At 35.9% G+C, this 17,717-nt stretch carries 20 protein-coding genes; 8 read left to right on the forward strand and 12 right to left on the reverse strand.

All coding sequences use genetic code 11. The features are described from left to right. Positions 1–467: 467 nt before the first annotated feature. Together MHI02_RS02995 and MHI02_RS03000 are read left to right on the forward strand one after the other, a co-directional pair. Complete coding sequence (locus tag MHI02_RS02995) at positions 468–1,424, forward strand: siderophore ABC transporter substrate-binding protein (RefSeq protein ID WP_047184940.1); 957 nt, start codon at positions 468–470, stop codon at positions 1,422–1,424. A 111-nt stretch (positions 1,425–1,535) separates the two neighbouring features. Continuing rightward, the gene (locus MHI02_RS03000; RefSeq protein ID WP_060667815.1) at positions 1,536–2,228 is read left to right on the forward strand and encodes a SurA N-terminal domain-containing protein; all 693 of its coding nucleotides are present in this window, start codon (positions 1,536–1,538) and stop codon (positions 2,226–2,228) included. A gap of 39 nt (positions 2,229–2,267) precedes the next feature. Here MHI02_RS03000 and hisIE read toward each other — a convergent pair whose 3' ends face one another. The 8 genes from hisIE to hisZ are packed head-to-tail and all read right to left on the reverse strand — an operon-like array spanning position 2,268 to position 8,755. Then, on the reverse strand, positions 2,268–2,909 hold the full coding sequence (gene hisIE / locus MHI02_RS03005; RefSeq protein WP_222115728.1) for a bifunctional phosphoribosyl-AMP cyclohydrolase/phosphoribosyl-ATP diphosphatase HisIE: 642 nt from the start codon (positions 2,907–2,909) through the stop codon (positions 2,268–2,270). A 4-nt stretch (positions 2,910–2,913) separates the two neighbouring features. Continuing rightward, a complete protein-coding gene (gene hisF, locus MHI02_RS03010; RefSeq protein ID WP_047184942.1) occupies positions 2,914–3,672 on the reverse strand; it encodes an imidazole glycerol phosphate synthase subunit HisF in 759 nt (252 codons plus the stop codon). Next, entirely contained in the window at positions 3,662–4,384 is a 723-nt protein-coding gene (gene hisA, locus MHI02_RS03015; protein ID WP_047184943.1) for a 1-(5-phosphoribosyl)-5-[(5-phosphoribosylamino)methylideneamino]imidazole-4-carboxamide isomerase, read from the reverse strand. The genes hisF and hisA overlap by 11 nt, the downstream gene beginning before the upstream one ends. Next, the gene (gene hisH, locus MHI02_RS03020; protein WP_060667817.1) at positions 4,381–4,989 is read right to left on the reverse strand and encodes an imidazole glycerol phosphate synthase subunit HisH; all 609 of its coding nucleotides are present in this window, start codon (positions 4,987–4,989) and stop codon (positions 4,381–4,383) included. Before hisH ends, hisA begins: the two co-directional genes overlap by 4 nt. Before the next feature lie 25 nt (positions 4,990–5,014). Then, positions 5,015–5,599 carry an imidazoleglycerol-phosphate dehydratase HisB gene (gene hisB / locus MHI02_RS03025; protein ID WP_060667818.1) on the reverse strand — a complete coding sequence of 195 codons (585 nt, stop codon included), beginning with the start codon at positions 5,597–5,599 and terminating at the stop codon, positions 5,015–5,017. Continuing rightward, a complete protein-coding gene (gene hisD / locus MHI02_RS03030; protein WP_060667819.1) occupies positions 5,592–6,878 on the reverse strand; it encodes a histidinol dehydrogenase in 1,287 nt (428 codons plus the stop codon). The genes hisB and hisD overlap by 8 nt, the downstream gene beginning before the upstream one ends. Positions 6,879–6,883: 5 nt before the next feature. Further along, positions 6,884–7,510 (reverse strand): ATP phosphoribosyltransferase, encoded by a 627-nt coding sequence (gene hisG, locus MHI02_RS03035; protein ID WP_047184947.1) that lies wholly within the window; start codon positions 7,508–7,510, stop codon positions 6,884–6,886. After that, positions 7,511–8,755, reverse strand: coding sequence for an ATP phosphoribosyltransferase regulatory subunit (hisZ, locus tag MHI02_RS03040; RefSeq protein WP_341165622.1), 1,245 nt, complete (start codon positions 8,753–8,755; stop codon positions 7,511–7,513). Between the two features lie 174 nt (positions 8,756–8,929). On the opposite strand from hisZ, the gene MHI02_RS03045 reads away from it, so the two are divergent. The 4 genes from MHI02_RS03045 to murB all read left to right on the forward strand — a co-directional run bounded on the left by MHI02_RS03045 (position 8,930) and on the right by murB (position 12,403). After that, positions 8,930–9,730, forward strand: coding sequence for a histidinol-phosphatase HisJ family protein (locus tag MHI02_RS03045; protein WP_047184949.1), 801 nt, complete (start codon positions 8,930–8,932; stop codon positions 9,728–9,730). Between the two features lie 201 nt (positions 9,731–9,931). After that, a complete protein-coding gene (locus MHI02_RS03050) occupies positions 9,932–10,315 on the forward strand; it encodes a YbaN family protein (protein WP_047184950.1) in 384 nt (127 codons plus the stop codon). Positions 10,316–10,473: 158 nt separating this feature from the next. Further along, positions 10,474–11,289: an alpha/beta fold hydrolase gene (locus MHI02_RS03055; protein ID WP_047184951.1), complete on the forward strand. Its 816-nt coding sequence runs from the start codon at positions 10,474–10,476 to the stop codon at positions 11,287–11,289. 196 nt (positions 11,290–11,485) lie between these two features. Continuing rightward, a complete protein-coding gene (gene murB, locus MHI02_RS03060) occupies positions 11,486–12,403 on the forward strand; it encodes a UDP-N-acetylmuramate dehydrogenase (RefSeq protein WP_047184952.1) in 918 nt (305 codons plus the stop codon). Between the two features lie 434 nt (positions 12,404–12,837). Here murB and ehuA read toward each other — a convergent pair whose 3' ends face one another. From ehuA to ehuB, 4 genes are all read right to left on the reverse strand, one after another. Then, complete coding sequence (ehuA, locus tag MHI02_RS03065; protein ID WP_060667822.1) at positions 12,838–13,611, reverse strand: ectoine/hydroxyectoine ABC transporter ATP-binding protein EhuA; 774 nt, start codon at positions 13,609–13,611, stop codon at positions 12,838–12,840. Then, positions 13,611–14,330: an ectoine/hydroxyectoine ABC transporter permease subunit EhuD gene (gene ehuD, locus MHI02_RS03070; RefSeq protein WP_341165623.1), complete on the reverse strand. Its 720-nt coding sequence runs from the start codon at positions 14,328–14,330 to the stop codon at positions 13,611–13,613. Before ehuD ends, ehuA begins: the two co-directional genes overlap by 1 nt. After that, complete coding sequence (gene ehuC / locus MHI02_RS03075) at positions 14,327–14,995, reverse strand: ectoine/hydroxyectoine ABC transporter permease subunit EhuC (RefSeq protein WP_047184955.1); 669 nt, start codon at positions 14,993–14,995, stop codon at positions 14,327–14,329. The genes ehuD and ehuC overlap by 4 nt, the downstream gene beginning before the upstream one ends. A 96-nt stretch (positions 14,996–15,091) precedes the next feature. After that, positions 15,092–15,973, reverse strand: coding sequence for an ectoine/hydroxyectoine ABC transporter substrate-binding protein EhuB (gene ehuB, locus MHI02_RS03080; protein WP_052771692.1), 882 nt, complete (start codon positions 15,971–15,973; stop codon positions 15,092–15,094). 542 nt (positions 15,974–16,515) lie between these two features. Between ehuB and ytzI the strand changes: the two genes are divergently transcribed. Then, positions 16,516–16,674 (forward strand): YtzI protein, encoded by a 159-nt coding sequence (gene ytzI / locus MHI02_RS03085; RefSeq protein ID WP_371690292.1) that lies wholly within the window; start codon positions 16,516–16,518, stop codon positions 16,672–16,674. Then, positions 16,671–17,636, forward strand: coding sequence for a Gfo/Idh/MocA family protein (locus MHI02_RS03090; RefSeq protein WP_052771693.1), 966 nt, complete (start codon positions 16,671–16,673; stop codon positions 17,634–17,636). Before ytzI ends, MHI02_RS03090 begins: the two co-directional genes overlap by 4 nt. Positions 17,637–17,717: the final 81 nt, after the last annotated feature.

Consider the following 17,717-nt stretch of genomic DNA (forward strand, 5'->3'; position numbering starts at 1 on the left):
TGCGATGTATAAAAAAGAGTATTTATTTTTAAAAGTGCGTGTTCAAAAAGGAGGATGAAAAGGACCGAGCAGTTCGAGGCGGCTTAGCTTTGAGTACCGGAACGTATGCAGTTAATACGTGAGGAACGGAAAAGCAAGCATTCGTGCGAAATGCGAAGTGTCATTTTCACCGGACTTTTTGAACAACCTCTAAAAGATAAAAAAATCCCATATGATGTTAGTTGGCAAAACCAATTACATCATACAGGAAACAAACCTAATATAATTGTAACTTACTTTTTTGTTTACGTAAACAGATAATGCTTTTATACACTTTTGTATGACTGTTAAGTGCAACTAAGGTATTCGTAAAAGGCCTAACGAATGCTTTAGTTTAAAGTACTCAGATCATAAGTATAGCGTACATACCTTTTTATATAACATGCAGCATGGAATTAAAAAAATTTAATAGATAAAGGGGAAGAAGTATGAAAAAGTCCATTTATGTTCTTTTCATTGCAGCAATTTTACTTTTTACAGCGGCTTGTGGTTCAACAGAGGAAAATGAAGGTAGTTCAGATGTAGAAAAAGAGAATACATCACCAGAAACCATTACCGTTAAACATGAATTAGATGAAACGGAAGTACCAAAGAATCCGCAAAAAGTTGTTGTTTTTGACTTTGGGATTTTAGATACCCTAGATAAATTAGGTGTTAATGTTGCAGGCGTACCGCAATCTGGCACTATTCCTAGCTATTTGGAAAAATATGCTTCTGACGAATATGAAAATGTGGGAGGATTAAAGGAACCAGACTTTGAAAAAATTGCTGAAATTAATCCGGATTTAATTATTATTTCTGGTCGTCAAGCAGAGCTATATGATCAGTTTTCAGAAATTGCTCCAACGATTCATCTTGGTGTTGACACAACAAGATACATGGATTCTTTTAAAGAAAATATGAATATGGTTGGTGACATTTTTGACAAACAAGAAGAAATAGAAAGTGGACTTGCAGATATTGATGAATCTATTGCCGCATTACATGAAAAGGCATCTGCAAGTGACAAGAATGCTCTTATTATACTAGCAAATGATGATAAGATAAGTGCATATGGAACAAACTCTCGCTTTGGACTTATTCATGATGTATTTGGTGTAAAGCCAGTCGATGAATCTATCGAAGCTTCTACACATGGAATGAACGTCTCGTTTGAATATGTAATGGAACAAGACCCTGATTTATTATATGTAATTGACAGGGGAGCAGTTGTTGGTGGGGAATCCTCCGCAAAACAACTTGTAGAGAATCAACTTGTAGAAAATACAAAAGCCTTTAAAAATGATAATATCTATTATCTTGATCCAGACTACTGGTATTTATCAGGTGGAGGACTTCAATCTGTAGCAGAAATGGTTAAAGAAATAGATGCAACGATAAAATAATTTAACAGGATGGGGATCCCCATCCTGTTTTTGTATTATACGGTACAACTTGAAAAAACGCCGTAACTTATGTTTGAATGGAGTAAGATCAAGAAAAAGTGAGGGAATGCCATGACTAAAAAAGGGCTAGTTTTATTTATCTCTTGCTTATTATTATTTTTAGCTGCATGTGGAAATAATGATAAAACAGAGAAAAAAGAAACAGAAGAAGCGGCACAAGAACAACCGGAATTTACGGATGAAGAAATAGTAGATGATAAGACTCCTGTTGTGAATGTAGATGGACAAGAGTTAGAAGGTAAAAAATACAATCAAGTATATAAACAAATTAAAACAATCATGTACCAGAATGGTCAGGATGTTAGTGATTTAGATGTGATAAAAGAAAGGACACTAACGGCCCTTATTGAACAGGAATTAATTAATCAAGAAGCGTCAGAGAAGGGGATTGAAGTTAAAGAAGAAGAGGCAAGCAAAGAGTTGGAATCAATCAAGAAAGAAACTGGAGATCAGTTTTCTACTATTTTGGAACAACTTAATATGAATGAAAAAGACTTTGAACACCAACTATTAGAAGATTTAACAACAGAAAAATATATGAACCATGAATTTGATGTTGAAGTTACAGACAAAGAAGTAGAGGAATATTATAAGCAATTAAAAGAGAAAAATAAAGAAATCCCTGAGCTAGAAGAAGTAAAGGATAATATTAAATCATTTCTTCATACGGAAAAGCAAAGAAAACAACTGAAATCTCGATTAACAGAACTAAAAGAAAAAACGGAAATCGAGGAGCTAATATAATACTTTCCAAAAAAACATCTCACAAGGAGATGTTTTTTTCTATAATTTATTTTTCTTATCTGTTTCTACGTGTCTATTCTTTAATTCGTCTTTAATATCTTTAATAGACACATGGAGTAACTCCATTAGAACAAGCGTATGGTATGTTAAATCTGCAATTTCATTTGTTATTTCTTGTTTATCATTATTTTTCGCGCCGATAATTACTTCGGTTGATTCTTCGCCAATTTTCTTGAGGATTTTATCTAATCCTTCGTTGAATAAATAATTTGTATAGGAACCATCTACAGGATTTTCACGGCGTTCTTTTATTTTTGCCACAACTTGAGGAATGATATCCTGCGATGGGGCTTCGTTCTCATATAAATTATTGTGGAAGCAAGTTTCTTCTCCTTTATGACATGCAGGGCCAAGTGGCGTTACTTGAACTAAGAGAGCATCTGCGTCACAGTCATAACTTATTTTATTGATTTTTTGTTTATTACCTGAAGTTTCACCTTTATTCCAAAGTTCTTGTCTACTACGTGAGAAGAACCATGTTTCGTCTGTTTCTATTGTCTTTTGAAGGGATTCCTTATTCATATAAGCTAATGTTAATACGTTTCCGGTCCCGGCATCTTGAACGATTGCTGGAATAAGTCCATTTTGGTCAAAGGATAAGTTCTTAATGTTTATTTCCACTAGTTTACCTCCTAACAGTAATATTTTCTTTATCTAAATAAGCTTTTAGTTTGGGTATAGGAATTTCCCCATAGTGGAATACAGATGCTGCTAAAGCCGCGTCAGCATTGGCTTCCTTCAGTACGGTTGAAAAATGTTCAAGTGTACCAGCGCCACCACTAGCAATAATTGGAATATTAACAGCATCAGCAATTGCTTTGGTTAATTCTAAATTATAACCATCTTTCTCTCCATCTGTATCAATTGCATTCACAACGATTTCACCGGCTCCTAGTTCTTCGCCTTTTTTCGCCCATTCTATTGCATCGATACCTGTATATTTGCGTCCGCCATTAATGACTACTTCCCATTTTCCTGATGCCGTTTCTTTTGCATCGATAGAAAGTACAATACATTGGTTGCCAAACTTTGCTGCTGCTTCTCTAATTAATTCGAGGTTACTTATGGCAGCACTGTTGATAGAGACCTTCTCTGCACCTGAACGTAAGACGCTATGGATATCATCAATCGAACGAATACCTCCACCAACGGCAAATGGAATGGATATCTCACGAGCAACTTTTTCCACAACATCTAGAAAAATATTTCTTTCTTCGTTTGAGGCAGTAATATCATAGAATACTAATTCATCGGCTCCGGCGTCATTGTAGCGTTTTGCTAGTTCAACTGGATCTGCGACATCTTGAATATCTTTAAATTTTTTCCCCTTTACAACACGGCCTTTATCAACGTCTAAGCATGGGATGATACGTTTAGCTAACACTACTGTTCGCCTCCAATGCTTCTTCAAATTTCAACGTGCCATCATATAATGCTTTACCGATAATGGCACCATACATATTTAGATCACCTAATCTTTGAATATCTTCTTTTGTCGATACTCCGCCAGAAGCGATTACATCCATTGTTGTAATTTCATTAATAGTTTGAAGTTCCTCGAAATTAGGCCCTTTTAACATTCCGTCTTTTAGAATATCAGTATAAACAATGGTTTTCACACCGATAGATTCCAATTCTTTTACTAGGTTTGTAGCTTTTATATTGCTTGCTTTTGTCCAACCATCTGTTGCTACAAAACCATTTCTTGCATCGATAGACACTGCTATTCTATCACCGTATGTAGATACAGCTTCATTTAAAAATTCCTTATGATTAATGGCAGCTGTTCCAATAATTACACGGTTCACTCCAGCAGTTATGTATTTCTCGATTACTTCGATAGAACGGATTCCACCACCTACTTGAACAGGAATATTTACTAGTTCCGCAATGGATTTAATGACAGATTGATTCATAGAATCCCCGGTCTTGGCACCATCTAAGTCAACCACATGTAAGAATTTTGCTCCTTTTTTTTGCCATGCTTGTGCCATCTTTTCTGGAGCGTCACTGTATACCTTCTCTTGGTTATAATCTCCTTGTGTTAGGCGGACACATTTTCCACCACGAATATCTATTGCTGGAAACAAGATCATGAAATCATCTCCTCGTAATTTTTTAATAATTGAAGCCCAACATCACCACTTTTTTCGGGATGGAATTGCATACCTGTCACATTTCCCTTTTGTACAATTGCTGGGACTGTTATTCCATATTGGGAACTGGATACAAGGGTATCTTTTTCATAATTACCGCCAATTGCATAGGAATGAACAAAGTATACAAAGGGGCCCTCAGAAATGTTATGAAATAAAGGACTTTCTTGGTGCTTCTGTATGGTATTCCAACCCATATGAGGCACTTTAACAATATCAGGAATTCGATTGACACTTCCTTTTAGCAAACCAATTCCTTCCCATTCTCCGTCTTCATAACTAGTTTCATAAAATAATTGCATGCCAAGACATATACCTAAAATTGGTTTTCCATTCATAACTTCTTCTCGAATAACCTCAGTCATTCCCAATTCATTTAAAGAGGCGATAGCATCTTTAAATGCGCCTACACCAGGAAGGATTATGGAGCTAGAGTTTTTAATTATTTCGGGATCTTTTGTTAATACAGATTCCATTTTTAATTTATTTAATGCAAATTGTAAACTTTTAATATTTCCAGCATCGTAGTCGATAATTGCGATCAAAATGATTTCCCCCTTGTTCTAGTGGTTACAATGAGCCTTTTGTAGATGGGATTCCTTGAATACGAGGGTTCTTCCATGTTGCTTGATCAAGGCAACGGCCAAACCCCTTAAAAATAGATTCAATCATATGGTGTGTATTGTCGCCGTACGCAAGATTAATGTGTAAGGTTACTTTAGCATTACTAGCAAAAGCTTGAAAAAATTCTTGTACGAGTTCCGTATCGAAATTTCCTACTTTGTCTTTAAGACCTTCCACATTAAAAACGAGGTAAGCACGTCCGCTAATATCGATCGATACCGTTGATAGGGCCTCATCCATTGGAGTAGTTACTGTCGCATAACGAGTTATTCCTTCCTTTGTCCCTAATGATTCCAAGAATGCCTGTCCCAAAGCTATACCAATATCTTCAACTGTATGATGTTGATCAACCTGTAAATCTCCATGACATTTCACGTTTAGGTCAAATAATCCATGCTTTGTCATAAGAATAAGCATATGATCAAAGAAACCTACACCTGTCTCAATATTTGGTTTTCCAGTTCCATCAATATTTAACTCTAAATGAATATCTGTTTCACTTGTTTTTCTAGATACTTTTGCACTACGCATTTGGATAATCCTTTCTTATTGTTATAGAATTTGCATGGGCAGTAAACCCTTCCACATTTGCAATTTTTGTGATTTTGTTCGTTGCTTCTAATAATGCTTCTTGTGAATAGTGAATAATACTTGATTTTTTCACAAAGTCATATACACCTAATGGGGAAGCAAATCTCGCAGTACCACTAGTAGGAAGTGTATGATTTGGACCTGCAAAATAATCTCCTAATGGTTCCGGTGAATAATTGCCTAAGAAAATGGCTCCCGCATGTTTTACTTTATTAACCTTTTCGGTTGGGTTTTGAATCATTAATTGTAAATGTTCTGGGGCAATTTCATTAACCACCTTGAATGCATCATCTTCATTATTTGCAACAATAATTCGACCGTTTTGTTCTATTGATTTTTCTGCAATTGCCTTTCTTTCAAGTGTTGCTAGTTGTTTTTCAATCTCAACTTTAATTTCCTCCGCTAATTCCTTATTCGTTGTTACACAAATGGCATTGGCTGATTCATCATGTTCCGCTTGAGAAAGTAAGTCTGCAGCGACATAATTTACTGGAGCAGATTCATCTGCAACTACACAAATTTCACTAGGCCCTGCAATCATATCAATGGCAACATCTCCGTATACCCATTTTTTCGCTCTTGCAACAAAGGCATTTCCCGGACCAACTATTTTATCTACTTTTTCAATCGATTCCGTTCCATAAGCTAATGCGGCAATGGCTTGTGCACCACCAACTTTATAAATACTAGTCACACCAACTTCCTCTGCAGCAACAAGTACATATGGACTGATTTTGCCATTTTGTTGAGGTGGTGTTGTAATAACGATTTTTTCCACACCAGCTATCTGTGCTGGGATTACATCCATTAAAATAGAAGAAGGGTATGCAGCTTTTCCTCCAGGGATATAAACGCCTACTTTTTCAAGTGGAGTTACTTTTTGGCCTAATACGATCCCATTTTCCTTTTCCATAAACCATGATTGTTCTTTTTGAGCCTCGTGGAAAGTACGAATATTTTGTTTTGCTTCTTGAATTGCTTCGATAAACGATGTATCTACTTTTTCTCTAGCTTCTTTGAATTCTGATTCCGAAACGAGCAAGCTATCCAGTTTAACGTTATCAAAATGCTCCGTATAACGGAATAAAGCGGTATCCTTATCTTTCCTTACTTGTGTAATGATATCTAAAACTATATTGTCTAGTTGCTTTTCGTTTATCTGTGTGGAGGTGGTGTTTTTTTTCTCCGTGAAAAACTCCCCGGATGTTATTATTTTCATCTATATCACTCCATAGCTGATTTTAATTGATTAATAAAATTCTGAACTTCTGTTGCCTTTGTTGCAAAACTAGCTTTATTAACGATTAATCTTGTACTAATATTTTCAATATCTTCTAATACTACCAGCCCGTTTTCTTTTAGAGTGCTACCCGTTTCAACAATATCAACGATGTAATCAGATAACCCAATAATAGGTGCTAATTCTACTGACCCATTTAATTTCACTATTTCAATTGCTTGGTCTTTTGTTTGAAAATGCTTCTTTGTTACATTTGGATATTTAGTAGCAATAGTTAACTTCTGATTATTTTTTATTTCATGATTCGGTTTTCCAGCAACAGAAAACTTACATGTTCCTATTTTCAAATCAAGTAGTTCATAAACATCGGCTTGAGATTCCATAATGTTATCTTTCCCGACAATCCCGATGTCTGCTGCTCCTTTTTCTACATATGTAGGAACGTCTAGTGCTTTAACGAAAATGACCTTCATGGATTGGTTTTCATTATAAAATACAAGTTTTCTGCTGTCCTCATGTAATTCAACAAAATGCTCTCCGGTTTTTTCTAACAATTCTATGGTGCTTTTAGCCGGTCTTCCTTTTGCAAGTGCTAGTGTAATAGGTTCCAATTATAGCTCCTCCTTCTGTAACAAGGACATTAGCTCTTCCTGATTGGAAAAAGATTGTTTCGTTCCTTGACCATATAATAGATAAGCTTCAGAAGAAAATCGGGCAGTGAACTTCGCCTCTAAGTTATTATTAATCATGTCGCTACTAGTAGAGTAGGTAAGTACCTGATATCCATAGTCGCGTAGAAGATATGCTGAGCGAAGTGCTTCTGTTTGTACTTCTTGATCGTACTGAATAATCATATCCGCCACCGCCCCAAGATTATTGGTTAGTCCTTGTTGTTGCAATGCGTGAATTAATAAATCTACCTCAAAGGCAAATCCAATAGCTGGATTAGGTTGACCGAATTGTTCACTTAAATTATCATATCTACCACCCATTAATACAGGCTTACCTACACTGTCTACAAATCCTTGGAATATAACCCCTGAGTAATAGTTCATATTATTAATAAGGCCAAGGTTTAAAACAATGGAGTTTTCTTCTCCGTATGCTTTTAATAATTCATAAATATCAATAAGATTTTGCAGAATCGATTGCATGGATTCATTTTGGATAATGGATTTTGCCTGTTCCATAACTACTTCCGGGTCTCCATAAAGCATTGGGATGGATTGAATGGCCTTTCTTACATCTTCCTTGATATCCAATTGTGTTAGAAATGGTTCTATTTCAATTGAATTTTTTGAGTGAACGAGTGATTGCAAAGCATCTAATTGATGTGAAGTTAATGTTGTTTGCTGAATCAATTCTTTAAAAAACCCGGCGTGCCCAACCTCTAATTTAAAATTTCGAAAACCTAAATCTTTTAATGTGTGTATAGCCATCATAATGATTTCGGAATCAGTTTCGGCTGATTGGTTACCAAAACACTCCACACCAGCCTGTGTACTTTCCTTTTGATCTGCCTGTTCTTTAGACTGGCGGAACACATCTAATACATAGAATACGCGTTGATTATCTTGATGAAGACCATTTAATGTTGTCATTCGATTTAATGGAATCGTAACATCTGGCCTTAGCACTAATACTTTCCCTGAAGAATCAATTACTTTAATCATCTCATCCTTATTTACGGTTCCAATAATATTCGAGTACATGTCATAGGATTCAAATGTTGATGTTCGAACTTGTTTATATCCATAGGTAGAAAATCTGTTTTTTAAGCTTTGAATAAGTTCATCCCTTATTTGAAAGTCTTTTACATTTGTATTTTTATTGTTATCCATCACGTATCTCTGCATGAAGAATTCTCCTTTTCGTTAAAGGTTTTAACAAACTACAGTTCAACTGTTATACAATTTGAAAAAAATATATATTCCAAAAGCTTTATTGCTTTATTACTTTATCTAATTAAAGTTATATTGTATTATAAAGAAGATAAGAATAAAAGTCAATGCACAAAAGGAGCGTTTTACATGTTTGATTATCATATACATAGTGATTTTTCCGCAGACTGTGATACGGAAATGGAAAAGACAGTTGAAAAGGCAATCGAAATTGGTTTAGAGGAAATTTGCTTTACAGATCATATTGATTACGATTATCCGGATAAAGATTGGATTTTTGAGTTTGACTTAAAAGAATATGATAAAAAGATAAAGGAACTACAAGAAACATATCGCAGCAAAATTCGTATTAAAAAAGGAGTAGAAATCGGGGTAGAACCACGGTTGCTTGATAGATATGAAAAATTAATGCAAGAGGAAACCTTTGATTTTGTTATATGTTCCATGCACTCAACGGAAGAAAAGGATCTTCATTCGGGAGACTTTTTCAAAGATAAAACAGTTGATAAGGCATACGAAATTTATTATGAGGAATTACTAGAATGTGTCAAACGTTTTAAAGGTTTTCATATTTTAGGTCACCTTGACTTAGTTAAGCGTTATACAAACGAGAAAAGTAAACATCATTTTCATGAGGTCATTCGAGAAATCTTTGCAGAAATTATTCCAGCAGGAAAAGGGATTGAATTAAATACCTCAGGATATAGATATGGCCTTGAAGGTGGAATGCCAAGTCCGGATATCTTATCTCTATATAAAGAATGCGGTGGAGAGATTATTACATTAGGTTCGGATTCTCATCTAGAAACAACGCTAGCATACAAATTCAAAGAATCACTGGAACTCTTAGAATCCATTGGCTTTCAATACATTGCTACATTTAAAAATGGGCAACCTATCTTTAATCCAATTACTGAGATAAAACGATAAGCGGTTGTGCAAAAGGTCCGGTGAAAATAAATAGGACGTTGCGTTTTTAGCCGATCTCGGTCCTTTTTCATCCCCTTTTTGAACGCGCATAATAAACGGACATCCGTATAAGATGTCATAAAATGTTCTAAACCATACAGATCAAACAGTTATTAATGGTGTTATAATGAGTACGATTGCTTAATTAGTAGGTGTAAAAATATGCAAACAGTGAAAAAGCTATTTTTGATAACTGTAGGTTCTCTTTCATTGGGAATAGGTATTATAGGGATATTTTTACCTTTAATACCAACAACACCATTACTTTTACTAGCAGCTGCTTGTTATATCCGTAGCTCAAAGAGACTTTATCATTGGCTAATTACAAATAAACACTTTGGCCAATATATTTTAGATTACCGAGAAGGAAGAGGGATTCCTTTAAAGGCAAAGGTGATTGGTGTTACGATGATTTGGGTTTCTATGTTATACACCGTTATCTTCGTCGTTCCGTTAATCTTTGTTAAAATACTTTTATTATGTATCGCTGCATATTTTACTTGGTTTATATTAAAACAAAAAACATTACAAAATCATACAACTTGAGAAAGGGTTCAACAAGTTCGGTAAAAATGATACTTCGACGTTTCTAGTTGGCGATAGCTTACGGTGGGGCGAGTAATCGGATCCCCAGGACGTTGCACATTTAGCCGACCTAGGTTTTTTCATCGTACTTTTGAACTCACGCTTAAAGAGGGAAGAATTTGAAAAATAAAATCAGACTAATTATCGGTATCATTCTATTTATACTTTTTCTAACTGGTATTACTGCATATATTTATATCCCAAATAAAGCAAGGTCAGAAACAACGAATAGTATACCAACTGTGTTTATTCATGGGTACAAAGGGACAGCTAAATCTTTTAATACGATGCTTAACCGTTTTGAAAAGAATGGTTGGGGGAAAAAAGGATTGGTCTATTTTATTTCTTCAAATGGACGAATCCTGGATTATAAAGTAAATGGGGCACAAGCCGATCAAATGTTTGTTCAAATTATACTGCAAAATAATCGAGCTAATTTTTCGGATAGTGCCAGATGGCTATCTGATGCATTACGCCATTTGAAAGAGAATTATAATGTAAACACAGTTAATTTAGTTGGACATTCCATGGGGGGAATTATTTCCGTTTATTACATGCAGCAATATAATACGGAAGACTATCCTAATGTTCGACGATTTGTTGCAATCGGAAGTCCATTTGATGGGATTTATAATAAGGAATATTTTAAAAAGCATCAAGATGCAGCTGCAAATGATTTGAAACCAAATTCAGTAGCACTCCGAATGCTTTACCAAGGGGGATTTCCTCAAACAGTTGATGTATTAAACATCGGTAGTACAGGAGATTTAGTTGCTTATCCTGAAAGTGTCCAAACGATTCGGAATATCGTTCCAGAAAATCAACTAAAAGAAGTTATCATACAGGATGATGATTTAGGACATAGTGATTTGCATGAAAGTCAGAAAGTTGATCAAATGATTCATTCTTTTTTGTGGCAAGATGAGTCACAATGACTTACAATATAAAAGGAAATTATCTATTTAAAAAATCACCAAATACTTTGGTGGTTTTTTAAATACTTTTAACATATAGTTGAAATGTAAAGAGCAAAGCGGAAGTGCTAGTCGCCGGACGTGGCCTTTCTTATAAAAAGATTAATAAGCTGAATTGTTATGCTTCCATATATATTAAATAAAAGGAATGATTTTGTTGGAAATCAATCATCATCTTTATAATAAACTAATCGAGATTACTTCAAAAGAAAATGTATTAGCAAATGAGGAACTAAGGAATCATACGTATACAAAATTAGGTGGGAATGCAGATTTTTATGTTACTCCAGAAAACTATAAAGAAGTACAAGATATTGTAAAACTTGCAAACAGTGAAAACACTACTTTTACTTTGTTAGGAAATGGTTCTAATTTAATTGTAAAAGATGGTGGGATTCGAGGTATTGTATTAAATTTACAAAAGCTAAATGAAATTAAGACAGAGGAAAATGTCGTTGTTGCACAAAGTGGGGCAAGAATTATTGATGTTTCTAGGCACGCTTTAAAAGAGGAGCTAACTGGTCTGGAGTTTGCCTGTGGAATTCCAGGTTCTGTAGGTGGAGCATTATATATGAATGCCGGTGCTTATGGTGGCGAAATTAAAGATGTATTAACAAGTGCAGTCGTTGTTACAAAAGAAGGGGAATTACATACTGTTGCAGCTGATGAGTTAGATTTGACTTATCGGAAAAGTAATATCCCAGATAATGGGTACATTGTCCTTGAAGCTGAATTTTCATTAAAGAATGGAAAATATGATGAAATTAAAGCAATTATGGATGATTTGACGTATAAGCGTGAATCGAAACAGCCTTTAGAATATCCATCTTGCGGAAGTGTATTTAAACGCCCACCTGGATATTTTGCAGGTAAATTAATTCAAGATAGTCATTTACAAGGTAAACAAATAGGAGGGGCACAGGTCTCTCGTAAACATGCAGGATTTATCGTAAATGTCGATAATGCGACTGCAAGTGAATATATCGAATTAATTCACTTTGTTCAACATACAGTAAAAGAAAAATTCGGTGTAGCGTTGGAACGTGAAGTTCGTATTATTGGGGAAGATAAATAAAAGGCTTGGAAAAATAAGCGTGATACTTTTATCAACAAAGAGTGGGGTATCACGCTTATTTTTTTGGTTAGATGTGTCTGTATTAGTTGGACTTTAACCGTGTTATCACGGACAGATTTCCCTCTTTTTCCAAGCAAATGTCCATGAGTGGTTATCAGGGACAAAATCTCCTTCTTTTTCCGAATTCGGTAACTCATTCGCCTTATGAGTGCCGGAACGCAGCTTCTTTTTCCAGATTCGGGCACTCATCCGCCTTATGAGTGCCGGAACAGGGCTTCTTTTTCCGAATTCGGTAACTCATCCGCCTTATGAGTGCCGGAACACGGATTCCTTTTCCGAATTCTGTAACTCATTCACCTTATGAGTGCCGGAACGCAGCTTCTTTTTCCAAATTCGGTAACTCATCCGTTTATGAACATCTCAACATGGATTCTTCAAACACTCCGAAAACGGTGCAAGAATGTTTGTAATCGTTCGTTTGTGGAGTGCTCGATGACTTCATTTGCGGTGCCTTGTTCTGCAATCACTCCATTATCTAAAAATAATACTTTGTCAGCAATATCTAGTGCGAAGTCCATTTCATGTGTGACGAGAACCATTGCCATATCGTCGTTGCGTGCTATATCACGAATAACTTCAAGTACTTCCCCGACTAGTTCGGGATCTAAAGCAGATGTTACTTCATCAAATAACATGATTTTTGGTCTCATCACTAATGCTCTTGCCATGGCAACACGCTGTTTTTGCCCGCCAGAAAGTTGGCTAGGATAATTGTTCAACTTGTCACCGAGTCCAACTCTTTCCAACATTTGAATTGCACGTTCGTGTACCTCACGTTTATCTTCCTTTTTTACGTGGATTGGAGCGGCCATGCAATTCTCTAAAATAGTCATATGAGGGAATAAGTTGAAATGTTGAAAGACCATTCCGATATCTCCGCGAACGTCTCTTAAATGTTTCTCATTCGCGCGAATCATTTTCCCATTCTTTGCCATTTTCCATAAATTCGTTCCATCGATAATGATGTCTCCAGAAGTTGGTTCTTCTAATGTCATTAGCATACGAATAATCGTTGTTTTCCCCGAGCCACTTGGACCAATAACGGCAATCTTTTCAGCTGGAAAAATATCTAAATCGATGCCTTTAAGAACCTTGACATCGCCGAATGCCTTATGAACATTCCTATACGTTACAATTGGTTCTGACATTACATCATCGCTCCTTTTTTCATATTTTCCAATGTTGCTTTCTTATCAAAACGTGTGTTCAATTTTATTTCTAATCTTTTAATGAGAATGGCGGACGGATAACTTAGCAATAAGAAAATGATACCAACGATAGTCAATGGTTCTAGATAGGCCCAATTTTGTGCCCCATACGTATTTGCCATTAACAGGATACCTGCGACACCGATAGTTGATGCTAATGGAACCTCTTTAAACATAATAATGAAATAGTTTCCTAGCATTGGAATGGTTGGAGGGAGTGCCTGTGGTAAGATGATTCTTCTCCATTTATCAACTGTAGAGAAATTTAGTGCCTTCGCAGCTTCCCATTGTCCTTTATCAACGCTTTCAATTCCTGAACGATAGATTTCGCCAATATACGTACTAAAATGAATCCCTAAGCCAATGACCGCACTTGTAAATGGACTAAGTGTAACACCAATTCCTGGAATCATTGGCCAAGCATAAAAAATGAAAAAAAGTTGCACAAGTGGTGGGGTAGATCTAATAAATTCCATCATCCATGTAACACACCAATTTAGTGCCTTATTCGGGATTCTTCGTAAAAATGTCCAGACAAAGCCGAAAAGTAATGCAAATAAAAAACATGTAATGGTAAGTCCTATCGTAATTCCCAAACCTTTTAGAACAATGGGGAGGGCTTCAAGAAATGTATCCCAATTCCAATAGTTGCTATTCATCCACTAGCCACCCCTTTCTTAGAAATGCTTTCTCCCTTTCTAGTTAACCAGATAAGTGGGAGAGCGAGAATAAAATAGAGTACTAATACTAATAAATAGATAAGTGGTGCCTGAGATAGATTCGTACTTCGCATAATATCACCATAATAAAGGACATCCTTTAAACCTATTAATGATACTAATGCAGTCCCTTTTAACATTTGAATGGTGTAGTTGCCGAACTCGGGTAACATCATCCGAACGGCTTGCGGAAATATAATGAGACGCATCCGTTGGAATCTTGACATATTTAACGCAATAGCTGCTTCTGTTTGTCCTTTTGCGACAGACTGTATGGATCCGCGTACAACTTCTGATAAATAGGCACCATAGTTTAAACCAATGGCAATAACCCCTGCCCACCAATTGGAACCTAACTGAATTCCGAAGAGCATTGGTATGGCGTAATACAACCAGAATAACTGTACGATTAGAGATGTTCCGCGGAATACCTCTACATAAAATCCTGTAATTTTTCGAATGACTATATGATTAGAAAGACGGCATAAGCCAGCAATAAAAGCCATGAGATAGGCGATAAGTGCGGATGCGATCAGAACGGTAACTGTAACGCCAAGCCCTTTTAGTAGTTGTGGGAATATGTCTATTATTGCACTAATGTTCATCACTCCTTTATAAAAATAGGTGTAGAAAAAAATATAGAGTCAGGCCCCTAGGCGAGGGAACCGGACCCTATGGAGTCATCGTCTATTTTTCCTTCATTAAAATTCCCCATTGCAAACGGCTTCTGTTGTAACTTCATCAGGCACGGCATTCATTTGTGCGCTGTAACCATTTTTCTCCAGTAATTCAGTAACGGTTCCATTTTCTTTTAGTTCAGCCAGTTTTTCGTTGTATGCGTCTACTAGTTCTTGATCTTCTAGATTAAATGCAGCAGCACCATAGCTAGGCACTCCATCGATATCGGGTTGTTCAAATGTCTCAACAAATTCCAAAGCATCTGTATTAGCGGATTCTAGCGCCATTTTAACTGTCATCTCTGTTCCAGTTGTCGCATCTGCACGCCCAGATTGAACGGCAGAGAATGTAGCTGGGATATCTGGAGCCGTCGTGATTTGGTCCTCACTTACTCCTTCTGATTTTAAAAATTCAATTTCTGTAGCACCCTCCATAACTACTACGGTTACGTCGGGATTATCTGCTATATCTTTATAGCTTTCTAGACCTAGTGGATTCCCAGCTTCCACAATTAAACCTTCTCCATATTGCATTTCTGGTTCCCCAAATAATGCATTTTTGCAACGGTCAGGGTTAATTGCCATACCAGCCGTTACGACATCAAATTGTTGTGCTTGTAAACCAGGGATAAGTTGACCAAAGTCTGCTAGTTGTGAATCCATTTCTTCAATTCCTAGTTCTTTAAAAACTGCTTCTGCGATGTCAACAGCCGCCCCTTTTAATTCACCGCCTTGTTCATAAGCGTAAGGTGGCTCATTGGCAAAACCAATCTTTACGGTTCCCTTTTCTTGAAGTTGCTCTAATTTACTTTTTCCTCCTTCTGCGCCAGCATCACCTGATCCGCCGCATGCAGCTAAAAAGATTAAACCTATTATGGTTACAAAAGTTAATAATAATTTCTTCAAGTTTAAATGTCCTCTCCTTTTAAATGAAGTATTTGTATCCATATTTCTAATTAAGAAAAATAATTCAGTTGAAACTTTTACCACTGGATCCATGGTAAGAAAGAAGTTAAGATAGTGAAAAAATGTCAAGAAACTGGGTGAAATTCTGGGGAACTGTAAAAAAGTAAATTTCTATTATAATGATAGAGGTGTTCATAAATGGATTCAAATCCAGTATTTTCTGAAAATAAAGGATTATCCGTGAATGCTTTTTATTAAACGAGTACAAATGATGTATCCAAAGATATCCGAGCGAATCATCTACTATTCTCTTAAATACTAAAAATTTGTTAGGGAACCCCTTATTTGAAAAGGAAAGAATGGTATAATAAAGAAGGCTTCTATCAGTTGGGGGTTTCTTTCATTCGCCACTGATGGTTACCTTTACGGGCAGTTGATTTCCCACCTACCTTCTAGAAGCTTGAGGTGGAAGTCTTACTGCCTGTTTAGGTGGGGTAAATATTTAGCAGAGAACTACTTCTAAGAAGAATTGGGGGATGAAAGTGAGTACATTAACACTCATTACTATCGTGTCTGTCTTTATTGTCATCCTTATTTTAGTATTAGTCATTGTACAAATTAATAAGGGATATGAATATCAACATACGATTGACCCACACCCAGATGAAACTAAACAAGATGAAGAGAGGGATAATGCTTGATTTCTTATTCTACAATTGGGACAAGTTGGATTACCGAATCATTTATTGAAGCAGTTAACCTAACTGGAAAAGCAGTGCTTTCTTCGGTTTACTCTAGAACAGAGGACGGAGCTAAGTCTTTTGCAACAAAAAATGGAGCAGACCGTTGGTATACTGAATTAGATGAGATGTTAAAGGAAAATACCGATTTTGTTTATATTGCTTCTCCAAATACATTACACGTTGAACACATTATTAAAGTGATAAAGGCAAAAAAACATGTTTTTTGTGAAAAACCAATGGCATTAACTGAAGAACAGCTCCAAATCATTTCAGGATTAGCTGAAGAAGAAAATGTATTTGTATTTGAAGGATACCGACATTTATACTCTCCTAATTATGAAATATTTAAGAATACGGTAGAAAAAATTGGATCGGTTCGTAGTTGTGTTCTTCATTTCAATCAATACTCTTCCCGTTATGATGCATTAAAAGAGGGAAAGAAACCAAATGTATTTTCAAAAGAGTTTGCTGGGGGAGCTCTTACGGATTTAGGTGTTTACCCATTAAGTATGGCAATTGATATGTTTGGTGAGCCTAGTAATCTGGATTATTACCCAGTCATGTTAGATAACGGGGTGGATGGTAGTGGCACTCTAGTTTTAGATTATAGGAGTTTCGTTGTAACTATCCTTTGCTCCAAAATAACTCAAGCAATCATGCCTTCTGAAATACAAGGGGAAGAAGGAACGATTACGATTGATCACATTGCTCCTATTAGAAAAATTTCCTATTATGATCGTAAAAATAAACAAATGAACGAGCTTGCTGTTGAACAGGAAGAGCAAGACATGGTTTATGAGGCGGAGGCATTTATTCAAATGATCTCAGAAAGCAATGATACTACGTATAAACAAGCATTGGAAAGAAGTAAAATAGTAGTTAAGGCGTTAGAAGCTGCTAGACTTAAACTCAATCCATAATACATATGAGATGTCTGTTAGAAAAGAAATGACAGACATCTTTTTTGGTAATAAAACATTTAATTGGAGGTTGTAAAATAG

Source organism: Oceanobacillus sp. FSL K6-0118 (genome assembly GCF_038006665.1).
GTDB lineage: Bacteria > Bacillota > Bacilli > Bacillales > Amphibacillaceae > Oceanobacillus > Oceanobacillus caeni.